The sequence below is a fragment of the Streptococcus moroccensis genome, from assembly GCF_030812835.1.
Taxonomy (GTDB): Bacteria; Bacillota; Bacilli; order Lactobacillales; family Streptococcaceae; genus Streptococcus; species Streptococcus moroccensis.
In genome coordinates this window covers 103,280-121,545 of sequence record NZ_JAUSTM010000003.1, presented here as the reverse complement: position 1 = coordinate 121,545, position 18,266 = coordinate 103,280, and the positions used below count along the sequence as shown (strand labels likewise).

Sequence of the window (18,266 nt, the reverse complement as noted above, 5' to 3'; positions counted from 1 at the left end):
AAAACCCTAGGATCCAACCGAATCCTAGGGTCAATTTACAAAAGATTAGTCTTCTTGAGCTTTTAAGGCTTTCTCTCTCTCCAAACGAAATTTTCGGTTGGGATTGAGACGGTTAAAGAGCTCTTCTAGTTTTTCAGCATTCCAAACATCGGCCGCTGAAACAAAATTGCCATTTTTATCCTTAAACGATATCGGTTTATCTCCCATAGTTATACCTCTCTTCTATTTGGATATCAATCCATATTTGGTGCTTGGCCATCGTGTGCTGGCCATTGGCAATCCATGACTTCCATTTCTGAGAAAATTGCTGTAAATGAAGATTCTTCTGGCGAACAGGCATAGATACCAAATTGAATCTCTTGGTCTCCTTTCACCAAATGACAAATCCGCATTTGGTGAAACACTTCGCCATCAAAAGAATACTCAATCCGATAGTCATCTTCTCGTCTACTGAGACGATACCAAACTTCTTTGACATGCGCATCGATTTGTGTAGTAGCCCAGTCCGAAAATCCTTGATTGGTTACGACACTTCCTAGGTGTTGAAAAGAGTCGTTTTCATACTCAACAGAAGCCTTTAACCAATTTTCCGAATCCAAATAGAGGACAATCCCACACTGGTCAAAACGTGTATGGGCATCTTCAAAACATGTTTTCACAACAAAACTAAAATAAGGCTCACTAGTTGTCATCTGAAGAACCGGCGCATTATCATTGATAAACCGATAATAAGTCTTTTGCCACAAATCTGTATGGGGTTCTGTCCTAATAGCGATTCGATCTTCCTTAACGCTGTAATTTTTTGGTTCACGAATCCATGCTAAACGAGTCGTATCAAATGACATTTTATTTAGTGTCCTCTCCTTACTTATCTATAAGTTAGCCATCAAGTCATCTATTTCCTGACAACCGATACTGTCACCTGCTTGTTGAAATAAGGCTTTTGCTTTTTCAAAATGAAAACGACTGGACAGGATTTCTCCCAAACCACGGTAAGCACAAGCTTGGGCAATAAGGTCATCAGTCTGCAAGGCAAAGTCTAAACTAGTTGACATCTGCTTTTCTGCATCAGATGTTTCACCCATTAAAAACGAAATATAGCCCACTTCGTAGAGATGAATCGCCCAAACCTGAGCATCTTCTGCAAAATGGTCTTGAATAATCTCAGCCTCTTGAGCCAAATAAGCTCTTGCCTTTGAGTAATCTCTCTGTAAACGAGCAACCATGCACAGCTGATGATAGGCCATGTGTTGGTGTCGAAAACTTCCTTCGGAAATAGCTTTTGTTAAGTAGGCCTCATAAGATCTGTAGGCCTCGGAAAATTCCTTCACCTCTGTATAGACATAGCCATACGCAGAGAGATAATCATAATATTCTGAGCTATTTTCCGAAACAGATAGGTTGTCTAACCAATGGATCGCTTCCTGCAACTGTCCTTTTTCCATCAAATCAAAAGCTAAATAGATATCTTCTATCATGACATATCTCCTTTGTTCTAGCAATAACGGTAGGGCAACTGACTATCAGCTACTAGAATTCTTCAGACACATTTTTAACGAGAAGCACCTCTAGCTTAATCCACAAACTCAAATTCAAAGGTACCCAAACGGACGATATCGCCATCTTTAGCGCCTCGTTCGCGGAGGGCTTCATCGACACCCATACCACGCAGTTGACGGGCAAACTTCATGATGGACTCGTCACGCTCCATGTTGGTCATGACAAAGAGTTTTTCAATCTTCTCACCTGAAAGCACCCAAGCGGCATCATCATCACGACTAATGTCAAAGGGACGCTCATCGTCTTGGAAGCCATAGTAGACTTCATCTTCCTGGAAGTCAGACTCATCATAAAGGAGGAACTCATCGGTCACCGCCAGGAGCTCTGCTGTCGCTTCTAGAAGCGCATCAAGGCCTTGGTGAGCAATTCCTGAAATCGGAAAGACTTGAGGGACTTCGTCAAACTCATCATAGTTGGCGGCTAGTTTTTCCCTGAAGGCTTTAAGGTTTTCCTCAGCTTCAGGCATATCCATCTTGTTAGCGACAATCAGTTGCGGACGTTCCATGAGACGGAGATTATAGGTCTCCAACTCATTATTGATGGCCAAGTAATCCTCATAAGGATCACGTCCCTCACTGCCTGACATATCAATCACGTGGAGGATAACCCGGGTCCGCTCTATATGGCGAAGGAACTGGGTTCCAAGACCGACACCTTGTGAAGCTCCTTCAATCAACCCTGGAAGGTCAGCCATCGCAAAGCTATCCCCTGATTTGGTCCGAACCATCCCAAGGTTTGGAACGATGGTCGTAAAATGATAAGCACCAATTTTAGGCTTGGCAGCTGTCACTACACTCAGCAAGGTTGATTTCCCGACAGATGGAAACCCTACGAGACCCACATCCGCCAAGATTTTCAATTCTAACTGAAGTTCCCGTTCTTCACCAGGTTCTCCATTTTCTGCGATTTCTGGTGCTGGATTCTTTGGCGTCGCAAAGCGGATATTCCCTCGACCACCACGGCCACCTTTAGCCACTACAAATTCCTGACCATTCTCAACCAGGTCGGTCAAGACCTTTCCTGTCTCGGCATCTCGAACGGTCGTTCCTTGAGGCACTCGAATCACTAAATCTTGGGCGCCACGACCGTGCATTCCCTTGGTCATCCCTTTTTCGCCGGCTTGGGCCTTGAATTTCCGATTGTAACGGAAATCCATCAAGGTGCGGAGTCCTTCGTCAACTTGAAAGATTACCGATCCACCTTTACCGCCATCACCGCCCCATGGACCACCGTCTGGGACATATTTTTCGCGACGAAAAGCTACCATGCCATCGCCACCCTTACCTGCCTTGACTGAAATCTTGGCAGTATCTAAAAACATACTCATCTTTTTTTCCTTTTTATTGATTTGAAAAGAGAGCAGGACGAAACGAAGGTTTTACCTCGACTCTTCCCACTCCTCTTAGTCTGTTACTCTCTCAATTAACGCGTTAGGACACTAATAGCTGATACAATGACACCAAATACCATTGCGACAAGCATTACTAATACAACTAGTAGGGTTAAAATTTCAAATGGGGTTTTCTTTTTCTTTTGTTCTCCAAAAGCCATAATATTTCTCCTGATTCTGGACTGTCTCAGTTATAAAGACAGGTAATTAACAATAGCCTTATTCTAACATGTTTTTAGGGATTATTCAATCATTATCCCTAGAATCCACAAGATAGTTATCTAGCTGAATAAAACGACTTTGAAAATAAAAAACTTTTCGTTCAAAACGAATTGAGTATAAAATAAAAGCTGAGACACTTGCATCAGCCTTTAGTATTTGTCTTTTAATCCAAGCCGATCTCTGCTCTTACAACTTCAGCTATCGAATCAACGTAGTAATTCACTTCTTCGTCTGTAGGTGCTTCTGCCATGACACGTAAGAGAGGTTCTGTTCCGCTAGGCCGCACAAGGATGCGACCATTACCGTTCATTTCAGCTTCCATTTTGTCAATGATAGCTGCAATTGCTGGAACTGACATAGCCTTATCTTTCATGCTATTTTCCACGCGAATATTAACTAATTTTTGAGGGTAAATGGTAACCTGTGCTGCCAATTCTGATAACTTAAGACCCGTTTCTTTCATCACCTTAGTCAATTGGACCGCTGTCAATTGCCCATCACCCGTGGTGTTGTAATCCATCAAAATGACATGACCAGACTGCTCGCCACCTAAACTATAACCATTTTTGCGCATTTCTTCGACGACATAACGGTCACCAACAGCAGTTACCGCTTTAGAAATGCCTTGCTCATCCAAAGCTTTGTGGAACCCGAGGTTAGACATAACAGTCGTTACAATGGTATTTTTTGCCAATTGACCTTGCTCAGACAGATACTTACCAATGATGAACATGATGCGATCACCATCAACTAGGTCCCCATTTTCATCAACCGCAATCAGTCGGTCTGCATCGCCATCAAAAGCTAGTCCAAGGTCTGCATTCTTCTCTTTTACTAAAGCTTGCAATGCTTCTGGATGGGTTGAGCCGATACCATCATTGATGTTAAGGCCATCGGGTTTATCTCCAATGACAGCAATACCAGCATTGAGGTCGGCAAAGACATGACGAGCACTCTTATAGGCAGCTCCATTTGCTGTATCAAGAGCAACTGTCATCCCTTCTAGGTCACTACCAATTGATTTGAGATACTCTTGGTATTTCCGAAGCCCCTCTGGGTAATCCACTAAGGTACCTAAACCTTGAGCACTTGGACGTGGCAAAGTGTCCTCTGTCGCATCCAACAAAGCCTCAATCTCAGCTTCACGGTCATCATCCAATTTAAAACCATCTGCACCGAAAAATTTAATGCCGTTATCCTGTGCAGGATTATGACTGGCTGAGATCATAACCCCAGCACTCGCTTTCTCCGTGCGAACCAGATGGGCCACGCCTGGAGTTGCAATAACGCCTAAGGTATATACCTGAATCCCTGCTGATAAGAGCCCTGCAATTAGGGCAGATTCAAGCATTTCACCCGAGATACGGGTATCACGCGCTACAAATACGCGTGGTTGTCCTTCTTCATGTTGACTTAGAACATAGCCACCAAAACGGCCTAATTTAAAGGTCAATTCAGGAGTTAATTCAACATTTGCTTCTCCACGAACACCATCTGTTCCAAAGTATTTACCCATTTTATTTTTTATTTCCTTCTAAATATGGTTTGTTTTTTGATTATATCACACTATTGTGACTGTAAAAGAGACAAAACAGATACAGTCTAACAATATCATAACAATTCTTTAACTTAACTCTTAACTTTTATTGTTAACGTTGTTTCTTCAGGGTCAATAACCGCTGGGAGGTAGTTACCACTTTCATCGACTGCCTGCAAGGTAATGGTTCCAGTATAGTTATCTGTAATGGTTGTTCCATCTGGTAAAATAGCAGCGACATGGTCAATTTTAGACATCGTATCCTCGTCCGTCACAACCGTTACCTTAGTGTCTTTTACAGTTGCGGTATCAATCTCAACACCTTCACCTATCTGTTCTTCATTAATTTCCGCTTCAACCTTCACGACCTTACTAACCCTTTTACCGATTTTGGCGGTAATGGTAGATGGCGTGACAGAGGCATTGATCCCTGAAGGTAAGTTTTCTAATTTTAAGGGAATATCATGAGTCCCAGACTCCAAGTCTGTAAAATCTGCTGTCACCACAAAAGAGCGGGTTGCTTCTTGACTCTCTTTTTGAAGCGTTACACGGTTAGAAGAGGTTATTTGAACCGTCACATCAGAGGTAAACCCTGAAACAAAATACTCGGAATTATCATAATTGAGATTAATCGGGACATTATAGATAGTGTTGGTAAATGTTTCCGAATTCACGACCTTAGCCGCTGTAGAAGTTTGAAAACTACTGGCTGAAGCGTACAAAAAGAGAAACATCGCAATAATGAAAGACACAAGCAAAAAGAAAATATTCTGTTTTTTATCGTTCATTGTCAATCCCTACTTTCCTTCCCAAAATGCAAACCATTTCTTTGATTTAGCCTTGGTTGCTTCTTCTGAAATAAAAACACGTTGCAATTCAGCTTTAAATTCTTCTCGTGTTAAATCATGCTTAAATACTCCGTTATGTGTGACTGAGATGCTACCCGTTTCTTCAGAAACAATAAAAGTAAAAGCATCTGTTTGTTCTGAAAGACCGATTGCAGCTCTGTGGCGTGTGCCGAATTCTTTTGAGATAGATGTTGATTCTGTTAAGGGGAGATAGGCACATGAAACGGCGATTTTATTATCACGAACGATGACTGCTCCATCATGCAAAGGTGTATTGGGAATAAAGATGTTAATCAGTAATTCACTAGAAATATCTGCATCCAGTGGAATTCCAGTACTGATAAATTCTTTTAAACTCTGCGTCCCTTCAACACTCACCAAGGCGCCAATCTTACGAGGGCACATGTAATCCGTAGCTTTCAAGAAAGACGAGATGAGACGTTCTTCATCACTTAACGTGTTGGTCGAAGCAAATAACGTTGCAGAGCGACCAAGTTTTTCCAGAGCAGAACGGATTTCAGGGGCGAAGATGACAACTGCTGCGATAACCCCATAAGTGAAGATTTGATTTAAAATAAAGGAAATGGTCTGAAAGCCTAAAAAAGTTGCTGCTAATTGAGCCATAACAAACAACGCTACGCCTCGAAGCAAGGTCATGACGCGCGTTCCTGACAAGGCCTTGATACACATATACATCAAAGCCGTTACCAAGAAAATATCGAGACTATTGATAACGATTCGCCACGGATCTGCGACCAAACTTTGCCAAAACTGATTACTAAATTGCAACAACTGTGTGAAACTCATGCCTACTCCCTTTTACGCTTTCAAGACTACCCTGTCAAAAAATGACTCTTCTCCATTATATCATTTTTTCCAGATGAATGATACGAGAAAATATGGTAAAATGTCTTTATGAAATTAAATACTGCAATTAGCATCCTAGCTGGTAAAGCCAGCCAATGGGTGCTTCAAAAAATGGGGCGAGGCTCAACTCTCCCTGGAAAAATAGCGCTTGCTATAGATGCTCAGGTTTTAGAAACGCTGGCTAAAGATTATGAGGTTGTTGTCGTGACTGGTACCAATGGTAAAACCCTCACAACAGCACTAACCGTTGGAATCTTAGAAGAAGCTTTTGGTGCGGTTTTGACCAATACGTCCGGCGCTAACATGATTACTGGTATTGTTGCCGCTTTTTTAAATGCTCCAAAAACCAAAAACAACCGTAAAATTGCTGTTTTGGAGATCGATGAGGCTAGTTTGCCAAAGGTGACTGAATTTCTCAAACCGAGTCTCTTTGTGTTTACCAATATCTTCCGTGATCAAATGGACCGATATGGGGAAATCTACTCAACCTACCAAATGATCATAGATGGTGCTGCTAAAGCGCCCGAAGCCACCGTCCTTCTAAATGGAGATAGCCCTCTCTTTCATTCCAAAGAATTGGTCAACCCTGTTAAGTATTATGGATTTGAAACGCCAGAAGGTACTCCTCAACTGGCCCACTACAATACAGAGGGTGTTCTCTGTCCTCGATGTCAGCACATCATCCACTTCAAGATGAACACCTATGCCAATTTAGGGAGTTATATTTGTTTGGAATGTGGCTTTAAACGCCCACAACTGGATTATGCCTTAAATGAACTCACCGAGTTAACCAATACAAGTAGCCGTTTCACCATCGATCACCAAGACTATCAGATTAACGTAGGAGGCATTTACAACATCTACAATGCCCTTGCTGCTGTTTCTGTCGCTAAACATTTCGGTGTAGCTCCTGCTGCCATTAAGAAAGGCTTTGAAAAGAGCCGCGCTGTTTTTGGTCGCCAGGAAACATTTACTCTTGGAAATAAATCATGTACCTTGGTGTTGATCAAAAACCCAGTTGGTGCTAATCAAGCATTAGAAACAATTGCCCTAGCCCCCTATGATTTCAGCTTATCTGTCTTGCTAAATGCTAATTATGCTGACGGCATTGACACCAGTTGGATTTGGGATGCTAACTTTGAAAAGATCACAGAGATGCCAATCCCTCACATCTATGCCGGAGGCATTCGCCATTCTGAAATCGCCCGTCGTTTACGTGTCTCAGGCTATCCAGAAACTCAAATTAAAGAGTTAGACGCATTGGAGGCTGTTCTTGATGCAATCGAGCAACAAGAAACAGAGCATGCCTACATTCTCGCAACTTATACAGCTATGCTCCAGTTAAGGGAAATCTTAGCACAACGCCACGCTGTCGGAAAGGAGATGAAATAATGGTATACGTATCTTTACAAAGTCCAACCGACCGTGACTATTCCTATGAGCTTCGCATCGCTCACCTCTATGGTGACCTGATGAACACTTATGGCGATAACGGTAATGTCCTCATGCTCAAATATGTGGCTGAAAAATTAGGAGCCAGAGTTACTGTTGATATTGTCTCCATGGGAGATGAGCTTATTCCAGAGGACTACCAGTTGATTTTCTTTGGTGGTGGCCAGGATTATGAACAATCGATTATTGCCAAGGATTTGCCTCGCAAACGCCAATCTCTGGAAACTTATATTCATAACGACGGTGTTCTTTTAGCCATCTGTGGTGGCTATCAGTTATTGGGTCAATATTATATCGAAGCTGGCGGCCGAAAAATTGATGGTCTTGGGATTCTAGGCCATTATACCCTCAACCAAGAAAACAACCGCTTCATTGGAGATATTAAAATTGAAAATGAAACCTTTAATGAAACCTATTACGGTTTTGAAAACCATCAAGGTCGAACCTTTTTAAGTGAAGACGAAAAGCCTCTGGGGCGAGTTGTCTATGGCAATGGCAATAATGGGGAAGATCAAACGGAAGGTCTACACTATAAAAATGTATTTGGCTCTTACTTCCATGGACCGATACTCTCTCGAAACGCCAATCTCGCCTATCGCCTGGTAACAACAGCACTTCGAAAGACTTATGGTCAGGATATTGCCTTAGCAACATATGATGATATATTAAGTCTAGAAACACCTGAAGAATATAAAGATATCAAATCAAAAGCAGAAATGAGCCAGTCGTAAATATACCCTGGCTTTTTCTGTCTCGAATTTTGGAAGACTCCCTTTCAAAATGAGAATAGGCGATTTCTACTTTTTAAGAGTTTGGACTAGTTCTTTTTTTCCTTGAAATATGGAAAAGAAACTGTTATAATTTTCAGAAAAAAGTGTTGAATCGAGGAATGACAGATGAGAGACGATATCAAACTCAATGAACGCGCGGCTGCTATTAGTCCCAAACTCATTGAAAAATTAGAAACCATTTATGATCCAGATATCGAACTTGATATCTATAATTTAGGGCTCATCTATGAAATTACTCTCGATGAAGATGGCACCTGTCATTTTGTCATGACCTTTACTGACATGGGATGTTCTTGTGCTGATACACTTCCGGATGAAATTATTGCATCACTCCTTGAAATTGAAGAAATTGAAAAGGTTAAGGTTGAAATCGTATGGTCACCCGTTTGGAAAATGACTCGCATCAGCCGCTATGGACGTATCGCTCTAGGCATTAGTCCCAGATAAGAGCAGTATTAATGATGACCTGCTGTCTTACTTTATGACCACTCTAAAAGGCCCTCAATGTGAAGGCCTTTTTATCTTTATTTTTTGCCAGAACGTTCGGTATTCCAAAAGTCTGTTACTGCTCCTTTTGCAGCAGAGGAAACGGTATGAGCGTATTTGCCAAGAACACCTCTCTGATAGAGTGGCGGAATGACAGTTGTTTTCTTCCGCGCTTCGATTTCTTGGTCAGACACATGCATGGTAATTTCCTTAGTGTCTTGATCGACAGTGACTAAATCACCAGTTTTGAGGTAGGCAATTGGACCTCCGTCTTGAGCTTCAGGAGCGATATGACCGACAACTAGACCATACGTTCCACCAGAGAAGCGCCCGTCGGTCAAGAGAGCGACTTTATCGCCCTGCCCTTTCCCGACAATCATCGAAGACAGAGAAAGCATCTCAGGCATACCTGGGCCACCTTTAGGCCCCACATAGCGAACGACCACCACATCCCCATCGACAATATCATCTGAAAGCACCGCATCAATAGCAGCTTCTTCAGAATCAAAAACTTTGGCAGGACCTGTGTGGTTTCGAACTTTCACACCAGAAACTTTAGCGACTGCACCATCTGGTGCCAAGTTTCCTTTAAGGATAATCAATGGACCATCCGCACGTTTTGGATTGTCAAGAGGCATGATCACCTTTTGCCCAGGTGTCAAATCAGCAAAATCCTCCAAGTTTTCAGCGACAGTTTTACCGGTACAGGTAATGCGGTCACCATGTAGGAAGCCATTTTTCAGCAAGTATTTCATCACGGCTGGCACACCACCAACCTCATACAAATCTTGGAAAACATATTGACCAGAAGGTTTTAGGTCAGCCAAGTGAGGCACGCGCTCTTGAAAGTCATTAAAGTCTTCCAAGGCAAGGTCCACGTTAGCCGCATGAGCAATGGCCAAGAGATGCAAAGTAGCGTTGGTAGAGCCACCTAGGGCCATAGTAACTGTAATCGCATCTTCAAACGCTTCACGGGTCAAAATATCTGATGGTTTAATGCCAAGTTCAAGCATTTTAACAACCGCACGCCCAGCTTCTTCAATGTCTGCGTGTTTTTCTGCAGATTCGGCTGGGTGAGAAGAAGAACCCGGCAAACTCAAACCGAGCACTTCAATCGCTGTCGCCATCGTATTAGCAGTATACATGCCCCCACACCCTCCAGGTCCAGGGCAGGCATTGCATTCGATTTGACGCACTTCTTCTTCTGTTAAATCACCATTATTCCATTTCCCAATCCCTTCAAAGACCGATACAAGGTCAATGTCTTTTCCATTGAGATTTCCTGGAGCAATGGTTCCACCATAAGCAAAGATAGCAGGAATATCCATATTGGCCATAGCCATAACTGATCCAGGCATGTTTTTATCGCAGCCACCAATGGCCACAAAGGCATCCACATTATGGCCACCCATAGCGGCTTCAACCGAATCGGCAATAATATCCCGTGATGGTAGGGAAAAACGCATACCAGGTGTTCCCATAGCGATCCCATCTGCGACAGTAATGGTACCATATTGGACAGGCCAAGCATTAGCATCTTGAACCCCTTTTTTGACGATTTTACCAAAATCATGAAGGTGAATGTTACAAGGAGTATTTTCTGCCCAAGTCGAAATAACACCGACAATTGGCTTTTCAAAATCACTATCAGTCATGCCGGTTGCCCGCAACATGGCACGGTTCGGAGACTTAACCATCCCATTATAAATTTGACTTCGTTGTTTCATATCATTTGTCATTCTTACACCCCTTTACCTTCTCTGATAACGGAACTAAACATTAAGAGCATTTAGCTCATCTGTTATTTATCTCATTCATCTAGTCTCATTATACCAAACTTCAGGAAAATTTGGCAGTCAAAAAGACAATTTTAGCAGTTATTTTCTGAATTTTGGCAAATATTCTGACATCTACTTTATTCGTGCTCTTTTTTTCCTTAATCAAACTTAAAGAAAAAAACGTTGATAAATCAACGCTAGCGGTAACCACCCGAAACGAGCGGAAGTAAAGATGGAACCTAGGGGGATCGAACCCCTGACCTTTTGGCTGCCAGCCAAACGCTCTCCCAGCTGAGCTAAGGCCCCAATTCATAAATTAGCACTAGTGAACAGTTAACATTATGGGAACATGGAGCATCTCATGTCCGCTGGCCCTGACCCGCGTTCACCTTAGTACATAGCCACACAGTTAACGGTATCATTATATCGAAAAATTAATATCTTGTCTAGCTAAAAAAGCACCCGGTTATGGATGCTAAGTTCACTAGTCTAGACGCACTCGAGTCACAATACCATTTGAATCCGTTAATTCTGCTTGCCCTAACCCCAGCTCAATCTGCCAACCTTGGTCTTCAGCCTGTTTTAGTATGCCTTTATAGACCATTGGGTTAGACACCTTCAGGGTAAAATAGACAAGGCCGAGTTGGCCTGGTTTGCGGTCGGAAAGTTTTTGGCCAGCCCACTCATTGACTGCCAGATGATGGTGGTAGCGACCAGAAGAAAGCCAAGCTCCAGTTGGCATGGCGAATTTAGCGGTCATGCCCAAAACGGTCTGATAGGCTGACGAACTTTCCTGGCTATGACGTACACTGAGGTGGACATGGCCCATGGTCGTCCCGACAGGGATTCTGTAGGGACCTGCTGTATCTGTCCCAGCGTCATAGACAGCCTGAGCATCCATCTCCTCGGTCACACCGAGAATCTGCCCATCTTCACGAACATCCCATTTCTCAAAAGCCCTGTCACGATAGACCTCGATGCCATTGCCTTCTGTGTCTTCTAGGTAAATGGCTTCACTGTAACCATGATTGCTAGCTCCGATAAGGGGGACCTGATGTTTGAGGAAATGCCGAAATAAGGTGCCGAGACTCGTGCGGTCAGGAAGCAAAATGGCCAAGTGATAGAGGCCATAGCTGGCTGATATCGGGGTGAGGTCTGACACTTGAATCAGCTCAACCAAGGGGCGATCAGCCACTCCAAGGACAACCTTGTCCGAACTATCTTCGAGGACTGTCAGCCCTAAAACTTGCTCATAAAAAAGCTTTTGCTTGTTCAAATCAGCAACATTTAAAGCGACGACTCCCAGTTCAAAATGGGCTTCGTAAGGATATAACGTATTCATTATTTGTGTTCTCACTAATTATTGATATAAAAAGTATACTCTTTTTCTCTCAAAATAGCTAATTATTAGACTCAAAAAGAGAGTGGGACAGTTGATTAGGACGGCCTCTAACGATTGCCTAGTAAGCGTTTTAGGGCTTCCAATCAACCACTGCGCCTTGTTTAACTGATGATAAATTAAAAGAGGCTAGGACCTTTTTCCCCAGCCTCTTTTAGTTTGCTCCTCCCTTTTTAGCCTTCCAACTGCTGGCTGAGGGCTTCCCATTCTTCCATAAGGTTTTCCGTTTGCTGGGTCAGCTGGTCGATCTCTTTTTGCAGGTCGATCAGGGTACCCGCATCATTGGTCTCTCCCATCTGCTCGGTCAGTTGGCTAATGGATTCTTCCAGACTTTCGAGTTCGATCTCGATTTGCTCAATGCGCCGCGTCAGTTTGCGCTGCTCTCTCTGGGCGTTCTTGCTGGCCTGATAAGACTGGCTGGCTGGCGCTGACTGGTCTGAGAGGTCCTGTCCACTCACAGTTGCTACTTCTGTGGCGAGGTTAGCTTCCTGCTCTGCCTTTTTGGCCACATAATAATCATAATCACCGAGGTAGAGGGTCGAGCCAGATTCTGATAATTCTAGGACCTTGGTCGCCACGCGGTTGATAAAATAGCGGTCATGGCTGACAAAGAGGAGAGTCCCGTCAAAGTCGATGAGGGCATTTTCCAGAACTTCCTTACTGTCAATGTCCAAGTGATTGGTCGGCTCATCCAGAATGAGAAAGTTCTTGTCCTGCATGGAGAGTTTAGCAAGGAGCACACGCGCCCGCTCACCACCTGACAGCATCCCTATCGATTTTTTGACATCGTCTCCTGAGAAAAGAAAGGCTCCGAGTCGGTTTCTGATGTCGACCTCTGGCGTTGTCCTAAAGTCGTTCCACAACTCGTCTAGCACGGTGTTATTGGGGGTCAAATCCGACTGGTTCTGGTCGTAGTAGCCAACATCCACATTAGCCCCATACTTAGCTTCCCCAGCGATGAAGGGAACGGTGCCTAGCACCGACTTGAGGAAAGTTGTTTTACCGATTCCATTTGGTCCCACAATGGCAATGGCATCGTACTTGCGCTGGTCAAGGTTAATCGGTGCTGATAGAATATCGCCGTCATAACCAATGGCCGCATCCTCGACCGTCAAGACCACATTGCCAGATGGTTTAGCGGACTTGAAGGTCATGTGAGCCGACTTGGTGTGGAGGTCTGGCTTGTCCAGACGGTCCATTTTTTCCAGTTGTTTACGACGTGCTTGGGCCCGCTTGGTGGTCGAGGCCCTGACGATATTGCGTTGGACAAAATCCTCAAGCTTAGCAATTTCCTTTTGTTGCTTCTCGTAGTTTTGGGCCTCTGTCGCTAACTTTTGCGCCTTTAAATCCATAAACTGGGAGTAATTACCCACATAGCGGTCCAGACGAGTCGGGGTCAAATCCATGGTCAGCGTCGCTACTTTATCTAGGAAATAACGGTCATGGCTGACGATGAGAAGGGCGCCCTTGTAGTTGACAAGGTAATTTTCTAACCAGGCAATGGTCTCAATGTCCAGGTGGTTAGTCGGTTCATCAAGCACCAGCAAATCAGGTTTTTCCAGGAGCATTTTGGCCAAGGCTAAACGAGTGTTCTGCCCACCAGAGAGCTCTGCGATCGGCTTATCCCACATGATCTGGTCAAACTTAAAGCCATTGAGAATGGCCTTAATATCAGCCTCATAGGTAAACCCTCCCTCGAGTCGAAAGGCTTCAGACAAACGGTCATAGTCGGTCATCAAGCGTTCTAGGTCTGCGCCTGAAAGCTTAGACATCTGATTTTCCATCTGCCGTAGGTTAGCTTCCCTTTGACGAAGGTCTGAAAAGACGGCCAACATCTCCTCATAAATAGTCTTGCTGGACTCAAACCGGCTATCTTGAGCCAGGTAAGAGAGAGAAAGGTCGCGTTTCTTACTGATGGTGCCTGTGCTTGGAGCTTCTTCTCCCACTAAAATTTTTAACAGAGTTGATTTGCCTGCGCCATTGCGGCCAACTAGAGCAATCCGGTCCCGTTCATCAATCTGAAGGTCAATGTTTTCAAAGAGGACGTCGCCCGCAAAGCTGCGCCCAATATTATTAGCATGTAAGATAATCATGTTCTTATTATAGCAGATTTTAGAAGGTTTATCCTAGAAATCTTTTTCTAGGATAAAGAAAAAACAGACCAAAGCCTGTTTTGTTATACCATAAGTTGCAGTTTCCAGATGAGCCATCCAGCAAGTATTAAGAGACCAAACATAAAAACTGTTCTGAGGAGTTTGGACAACCAGCGCCAGAGGATGAGCAAGATGATACTGGCGACCAACCAGGCCCAGGAAGAGGTTTCCAAGAAAACTTGGAAACGCTCCAGACTGCCTGCTGTCATATTTTGCATCCAAAAAGGTGCATACTGATCATAAAAATCAGCCAACCCTGTGGTTTGGGCGAGGTTAGCCATTTGCCATCGAAAGGTTAAAAACAGGCCTGTGTTAAGGATAAAAAGTAGAACCTGCTGGGGATATACAAAGAATAGGTTTTTTAAATGCTTCACCGCTCCTCCTTTTTTATGGTGTGCTGTAAAGGGCCTGAACGGCCAATATGTCCGCTTCTTGGATGCCATCAAATGAGCCTGCTGAAGCCATGACAGATGTTTGACTGTCTTCGTGGCCTAGCCCAATCGCATGGCCTAATTCATGCTCGGCTGTGTGAACAATACGGCCCATTTCATACCCATATTGAGGATCTAGTAAATAGTGACTATTAAGCTTAACCGTTGCAGTGACCAAGCGCTTGGTTACAGGATTTACTGTTGTTTCCGCTAGTCCCGCTGCCGGCGTTTCTGAATCAGCATAGTCGGTTGCGATAATATCTGCTTCCTCACTAGAATCCACAATGATAAAGGTGAAACTTCCTGTTGCATTCCAATTGGCAATGGCCTGCTGATAAGCCTCATAAAAGGTAGGGTCAGTCGAAGCGATATATACTGTGGCTTGCGCCGTCTCCCAACGTGCTCCTTCAGTAGTCTGAACCACATCCGTGGTTAAATGGGATAAATCCTGACTAATGGTTTGATCTTGAACTGTTTGGACCACTTGAGATAAGCCTGCATTAATCGCCTGTGTCAAGGCAGAATTAGCAAAAGTATCCGTGTTTAACACATATACAAAACTGAGAAAAGCAAGACCAGCTACGACCGTGGTCGTGACAATAGTCATGCAAAATCGTATGATAAACGCAAGCACACGAAAAGGAAACAGTAAGATACGTTTCATAAAAAGCCTCCTTACTATCAGGTTAACTGTTATCAGGCCATTGCTCTCTAAAAGCTAATACTGTTTTTAAGTTTAACCCTATGGACTGACCAGTTTACCATCGCTTCCTAAAGAATTTCTTAAATCCGTTTAAGACAGGCGTTCCTCTGGTTTAAAGCCTACTGGTAGCCACTTAAGAACCGTCTCGATTTCCTTTTCCCAATAATACCAATCATGGGTCCCTGGACTTGTTGAATAGTCAATTTCAATCCCTTTTTCAGCTAATTTTTCAACCGCGAGGTTATTTTGATGGAAGAGATAATCTTGTTCGCCACACCAAGCCAAGAACTTCGTTTTCTTATCCGACAGCTCAGCTGACTCAAGCAGAGGCATAGCCTGCTCTTGAAATTGATGAATAGGGCCAAAAATACCTTCCCAATAAGCGAGGTTATCTAAGGACTCAGTCAGCATGCCATCAAAACTCAAGGCTCCCGATAGGCTTGCTGCATGGCTAAAGCGATTGGTTTCCAGCGCAATTTTATAGGCACCGTATCCTCCCATTGAGAGGCCTGCAATAAAGGTTTTCTCACGCTTCTTCGACATATTAGGGAAAAAACGCTGGAGAACTTTTGGCAATTCTTCTGTCAGTGCGTCAAAGTAACGGTAACCATACTGAGTGTTTGTATACCAAGCATTGTTCACATTTGGAAGCACGATAATCAGATTGGTCGTGCGGACTAAGCGTTCTAGACGAGTCCGTTTAAGCCAGGAATTGTGATTGCCGCTCATCCCATGCAAGAGGTAAAGGACCGGAATATCTGTATCATCTGGCTTGTCAACTCGAGACAAGTCCGGATAGATGACGTTGACAGGATACTCTAAATCCAAAATTTCAGAGCGGTATTCGATTTGAAAAACAGCCATTTTCTTCTCCTTTTTTAAAAGAGAGGCTTGGGTTGCCCCAGCCTCTAAAAACTTGTACTATAATGTCTAGCGTACTTCCATCAAAACTGGCAAAACGGTTGGACGACGTTTCGTCTGGTCAAAGAGGTATTTACCCAAGGCATCACGGACAACATTCTTTAAGTCTGCCCAGTCAAAGTTATCTTGAGCCAAATAGGTTTCAACAGCTGTATTGACAATATCTGCTGCCTCACTTAAGATATCCTTACTCTTTTTAACATAGACAAAACCGCGTGTATGAACCTTTGCCTTAGCCACAATTTTTTTCTGTTTCCGATTAATGGTCATGGCAACGATAAAGATTCCCTCTTCTGAAAGCAACTTGCGATCACGAAGAACGACATTCCCAACATCACCAATGGCTTGTCCATCCAAAAGAACATCTCCAGAAGCTACAGTGCCTTCATGCAAGAAGTTATCCCCTTGATAAACCATGACATTTCCGCGCTTCATGATGTGAATGTTTTCGGGTAGAACACCAACTTCCTGAGCCGCCTCGGCATGCGCTGCTAACTGACGGTATTCTCCCTGAATAGGGAAGAGGAATTGAGGGTTGAGGATGTTGATCATCATCTGTAAATCACGAGAATTCCCATGCCCTGATACTCTTAGGTTATTGGTGATGGATTTCACTTCACCCCCTGCGCGGTATATCAGGTTCTCAACGCGAGCTACAACTGCCTCTTTAGATACTGTTGGCGTTGTCGCTACAAAGACCGTATCGCCTTCCTTGATTTGAACATAGCGGTGACGGCCTATCGCCATTTTCCGAAGTCCCTCAAGCGGTTCTCCGATACGACCCGTTTCCAGAATCACTAGTTCATGATCTTGGAATCTTGGTAGATCTTTTGGCTTGATAATCAAACGCTCATTAGAGATCTTAAGTTTATTTAGTTTCATCGCTGTGCGGACAATGTTTTCAACATCATGGCCAGTCAATAGAACACGACGCCCCGTCACATCAGCAGCTTCAAAAATTTGCTGAATCCGTGCAAGGTTGCTGGCTACAGCCGCCACAATGACACGGCCTTCACACTCAGCCATAACATGTGCAACCTCTTTAGACACTTCTTGTTCATTAGCAATCTGGATTTTGCTGTCTGCATTCGCAGAATCACTCAATAACGCCAAGACGCCTTCTCGACCAATTTCTGCAAGACGGGCAAAGTCCGTTTGATAACCAGTTTCTGCAGCCTGATCAAACTTGAAGTCTCCAGTGTATACAATATTGCCAGTCTCGGTTTTCAAAACAATTCCTAAACTCTCAGGAATAGAGTGAGTCGTTTTGAAAAATGACACTTCAGAGACACCAAAGTCAATTTCCGTCTCAGCGTTGATAATATGAAAATCATTGAATTTCTTAGTAGGGTCATACCCTTTAACCACCAATTTAGCTAACTCAATCGTTAATTCTGACCCAAAGACCGGTACTTTTACCTTGGCCAAGAGGTAAGGAAGAGCTCCGATAGCATCCGCGTGCCCGTGTGTTAAAAAGACACCTGCAACACGACCTTTATTCTCCACCAAATAATCCATGTTCGGAATGACAAGGTCTACCCCTAATTGGTCGTTTTCTGGATACTTCAATCCGGCATCTAAGACAAATATAGTGTCTTCAATTTCAGCGATGTAAAGGTTTTTCCCGTTTTCACGGACACCTCCTAACGCCATTATTTTAATGTTTGCCATTTCTATTTTTACTCCTTTTGCGAATCAAGAGCCCAAGGCTCACGTTCAGTTATTCAT

At 43.6% G+C, this 18,266-nt stretch carries 18 protein-coding genes and 1 tRNA gene; 3 read left to right on the top strand and 16 right to left on the bottom strand.

Annotated elements, in window-relative coordinates:
* Nucleotides 1–45: 45 nt before the first annotated feature.
* From J2S23_RS02310 to cdaA, 8 genes are all read right to left on the bottom strand, one after another.
* Nucleotides 46–207 carry a hypothetical protein gene (locus J2S23_RS02310; protein ID WP_307121156.1) on the bottom strand — a complete coding sequence of 54 codons (162 nt, stop codon included), beginning with the start codon at nt 205–207 and terminating at the stop codon, nt 46–48.
* 26 nt (nt 208–233) lie between these two features.
* Nucleotides 234–845 (bottom strand): DUF1349 domain-containing protein, encoded by a 612-nt coding sequence (locus J2S23_RS02305; RefSeq protein WP_307121155.1) that lies wholly within the window; start codon nt 843–845, stop codon nt 234–236.
* Between the two features lie 27 nt (nt 846–872).
* A complete protein-coding gene (locus J2S23_RS02300; RefSeq protein ID WP_307121154.1) occupies nt 873–1,478 on the bottom strand; it encodes a tetratricopeptide repeat protein in 606 nt (201 codons plus the stop codon).
* A 95-nt stretch (nt 1,479–1,573) separates the two neighbouring features.
* On the bottom strand, nt 1,574–2,887 hold the full coding sequence (gene obgE / locus J2S23_RS02295; protein WP_307121153.1) for a GTPase ObgE: 1,314 nt from the start codon (nt 2,885–2,887) through the stop codon (nt 1,574–1,576).
* Between the two features lie 95 nt (nt 2,888–2,982).
* The gene (locus J2S23_RS02290) at nt 2,983–3,111 is read right to left on the bottom strand and encodes a DUF4044 domain-containing protein (protein ID WP_307121152.1); all 129 of its coding nucleotides are present in this window, start codon (nt 3,109–3,111) and stop codon (nt 2,983–2,985) included.
* A 224-nt stretch (nt 3,112–3,335) separates the two neighbouring features.
* Nucleotides 3,336–4,688 (bottom strand): phosphoglucosamine mutase, encoded by a 1,353-nt coding sequence (glmM, locus tag J2S23_RS02285; RefSeq protein ID WP_307121151.1) that lies wholly within the window; start codon nt 4,686–4,688, stop codon nt 3,336–3,338.
* A 113-nt stretch (nt 4,689–4,801) separates the two neighbouring features.
* The gene (locus J2S23_RS02280; protein WP_307121150.1) at nt 4,802–5,497 is read right to left on the bottom strand and encodes a CdaR family protein; all 696 of its coding nucleotides are present in this window, start codon (nt 5,495–5,497) and stop codon (nt 4,802–4,804) included.
* A 9-nt stretch (nt 5,498–5,506) separates the two neighbouring features.
* A complete protein-coding gene (gene cdaA / locus J2S23_RS02275) occupies nt 5,507–6,364 on the bottom strand; it encodes a diadenylate cyclase CdaA (RefSeq protein WP_307121149.1) in 858 nt (285 codons plus the stop codon).
* A 108-nt stretch (nt 6,365–6,472) separates the two neighbouring features.
* On the opposite strand from cdaA, the gene murT reads away from it, so the two are divergent.
* The 3 genes from murT (at nt 6,473) to J2S23_RS02260 (ending at nt 9,114) form a co-directional block, all read left to right on the top strand.
* Nucleotides 6,473–7,816 carry a lipid II isoglutaminyl synthase subunit MurT gene (murT, locus tag J2S23_RS02270; protein WP_307121148.1) on the top strand — a complete coding sequence of 448 codons (1,344 nt, stop codon included), beginning with the start codon at nt 6,473–6,475 and terminating at the stop codon, nt 7,814–7,816.
* Complete coding sequence (gene gatD, locus J2S23_RS02265) at nt 7,816–8,607, top strand: lipid II isoglutaminyl synthase subunit GatD (protein ID WP_307121147.1); 792 nt, start codon at nt 7,816–7,818, stop codon at nt 8,605–8,607. The genes murT and gatD overlap by 1 nt, the downstream gene beginning before the upstream one ends.
* A gap of 165 nt (nt 8,608–8,772) precedes the next feature.
* Nucleotides 8,773–9,114 carry a metal-sulfur cluster assembly factor gene (locus J2S23_RS02260; RefSeq protein ID WP_307121146.1) on the top strand — a complete coding sequence of 114 codons (342 nt, stop codon included), beginning with the start codon at nt 8,773–8,775 and terminating at the stop codon, nt 9,112–9,114.
* 77 nt (nt 9,115–9,191) lie between these two features.
* Here the strand turns inward: J2S23_RS02260 and ilvD are convergent, their stop codons facing one another.
* The 8 genes from ilvD to J2S23_RS02220 form a co-directional block, all read right to left on the bottom strand.
* Entirely contained in the window at nt 9,192–10,892 is a 1,701-nt protein-coding gene (ilvD, locus tag J2S23_RS02255) for a dihydroxy-acid dehydratase (RefSeq protein ID WP_307121145.1), read from the bottom strand.
* 272 nt (nt 10,893–11,164) lie between these two features.
* Nucleotides 11,165–11,237: transfer RNA gene (locus tag J2S23_RS02250), tRNA-Ala, on the bottom strand.
* A gap of 178 nt (nt 11,238–11,415) precedes the next feature.
* The gene (locus J2S23_RS02245; RefSeq protein WP_307121144.1) at nt 11,416–12,273 is read right to left on the bottom strand and encodes a VOC family protein; all 858 of its coding nucleotides are present in this window, start codon (nt 12,271–12,273) and stop codon (nt 11,416–11,418) included.
* Nucleotides 12,274–12,503: 230 nt separating this feature from the next.
* Nucleotides 12,504–14,423, bottom strand: coding sequence for an ABC-F family ATP-binding cassette domain-containing protein (locus J2S23_RS02240; protein WP_307121143.1), 1,920 nt, complete (start codon nt 14,421–14,423; stop codon nt 12,504–12,506).
* An 83-nt stretch (nt 14,424–14,506) separates the two neighbouring features.
* Complete coding sequence (locus J2S23_RS02235; RefSeq protein ID WP_307121142.1) at nt 14,507–14,857, bottom strand: hypothetical protein; 351 nt, start codon at nt 14,855–14,857, stop codon at nt 14,507–14,509.
* A gap of 13 nt (nt 14,858–14,870) precedes the next feature.
* Nucleotides 14,871–15,578 (bottom strand): M57 family metalloprotease, encoded by a 708-nt coding sequence (locus J2S23_RS02230; RefSeq protein ID WP_307121141.1) that lies wholly within the window; start codon nt 15,576–15,578, stop codon nt 14,871–14,873.
* A 129-nt stretch (nt 15,579–15,707) separates the two neighbouring features.
* Nucleotides 15,708–16,481, bottom strand: a complete 774-nt coding sequence (locus J2S23_RS02225; RefSeq protein WP_307121140.1) for an alpha/beta hydrolase — start codon at nt 16,479–16,481, stop codon at nt 15,708–15,710.
* Between the two features lie 66 nt (nt 16,482–16,547).
* Entirely contained in the window at nt 16,548–18,209 is a 1,662-nt protein-coding gene (locus tag J2S23_RS02220) for a ribonuclease J (protein WP_307121139.1), read from the bottom strand.
* Nucleotides 18,210–18,266: the final 57 nt, after the last annotated feature.

Excerpts from the sequence above, each read along its gene's own strand:
- glmM (WP_307121151.1), bottom strand. The coding sequence starts at position 4,688 with ATGGGTAAATACTTTGGAACAGATGGTGTTCGTGGAGAAGCAAATGTT.
- J2S23_RS02245 (WP_307121144.1), bottom strand. The coding sequence starts at position 12,273 with ATGAATACGTTATATCCTTACGAAGCCCATTTTGAACTGGGAGTCGTC.
- cdaA (WP_307121149.1), bottom strand. The coding sequence starts at position 6,364 with ATGAGTTTCACACAGTTGTTGCAATTTAGTAATCAGTTTTGGCAAAGT.
- J2S23_RS02220 (WP_307121139.1), bottom strand. The coding sequence starts at position 18,209 with ATGGCAAACATTAAAATAATGGCGTTAGGAGGTGTCCGTGAAAACGGG.
- murT (WP_307121148.1), top strand. The coding sequence starts at position 6,473 with ATGAAATTAAATACTGCAATTAGCATCCTAGCTGGTAAAGCCAGCCAA.
- J2S23_RS02280 (WP_307121150.1), bottom strand. The coding sequence starts at position 5,497 with ATGAACGATAAAAAACAGAATATTTTCTTTTTGCTTGTGTCTTTCATT.
- J2S23_RS02300 (WP_307121154.1), bottom strand. The coding sequence starts at position 1,478 with ATGATAGAAGATATCTATTTAGCTTTTGATTTGATGGAAAAAGGACAG.
- J2S23_RS02290 (WP_307121152.1), bottom strand. The coding sequence starts at position 3,111 with ATGGCTTTTGGAGAACAAAAGAAAAAGAAAACCCCATTTGAAATTTTA.
- J2S23_RS02305 (WP_307121155.1), bottom strand. The coding sequence starts at position 845 with ATGTCATTTGATACGACTCGTTTAGCATGGATTCGTGAACCAAAAAAT.
- obgE (WP_307121153.1), bottom strand. The coding sequence starts at position 2,887 with ATGAGTATGTTTTTAGATACTGCCAAGATTTCAGTCAAGGCAGGTAAG.
- J2S23_RS02310 (WP_307121156.1), bottom strand. The coding sequence starts at position 207 with ATGGGAGATAAACCGATATCGTTTAAGGATAAAAATGGCAATTTTGTT.
- ilvD (WP_307121145.1), bottom strand. The coding sequence starts at position 10,892 with ATGACAAATGATATGAAACAACGAAGTCAAATTTATAATGGGATGGTT.
- J2S23_RS02225 (WP_307121140.1), bottom strand. The coding sequence starts at position 16,481 with ATGGCTGTTTTTCAAATCGAATACCGCTCTGAAATTTTGGATTTAGAG.
- J2S23_RS02260 (WP_307121146.1), top strand. The coding sequence starts at position 8,773 with ATGAGAGACGATATCAAACTCAATGAACGCGCGGCTGCTATTAGTCCC.
- J2S23_RS02240 (WP_307121143.1), bottom strand. The coding sequence starts at position 14,423 with ATGATTATCTTACATGCTAATAATATTGGGCGCAGCTTTGCGGGCGAC.
- J2S23_RS02230 (WP_307121141.1), bottom strand. The coding sequence starts at position 15,578 with ATGAAACGTATCTTACTGTTTCCTTTTCGTGTGCTTGCGTTTATCATA.
- gatD (WP_307121147.1), top strand. The coding sequence starts at position 7,816 with ATGGTATACGTATCTTTACAAAGTCCAACCGACCGTGACTATTCCTAT.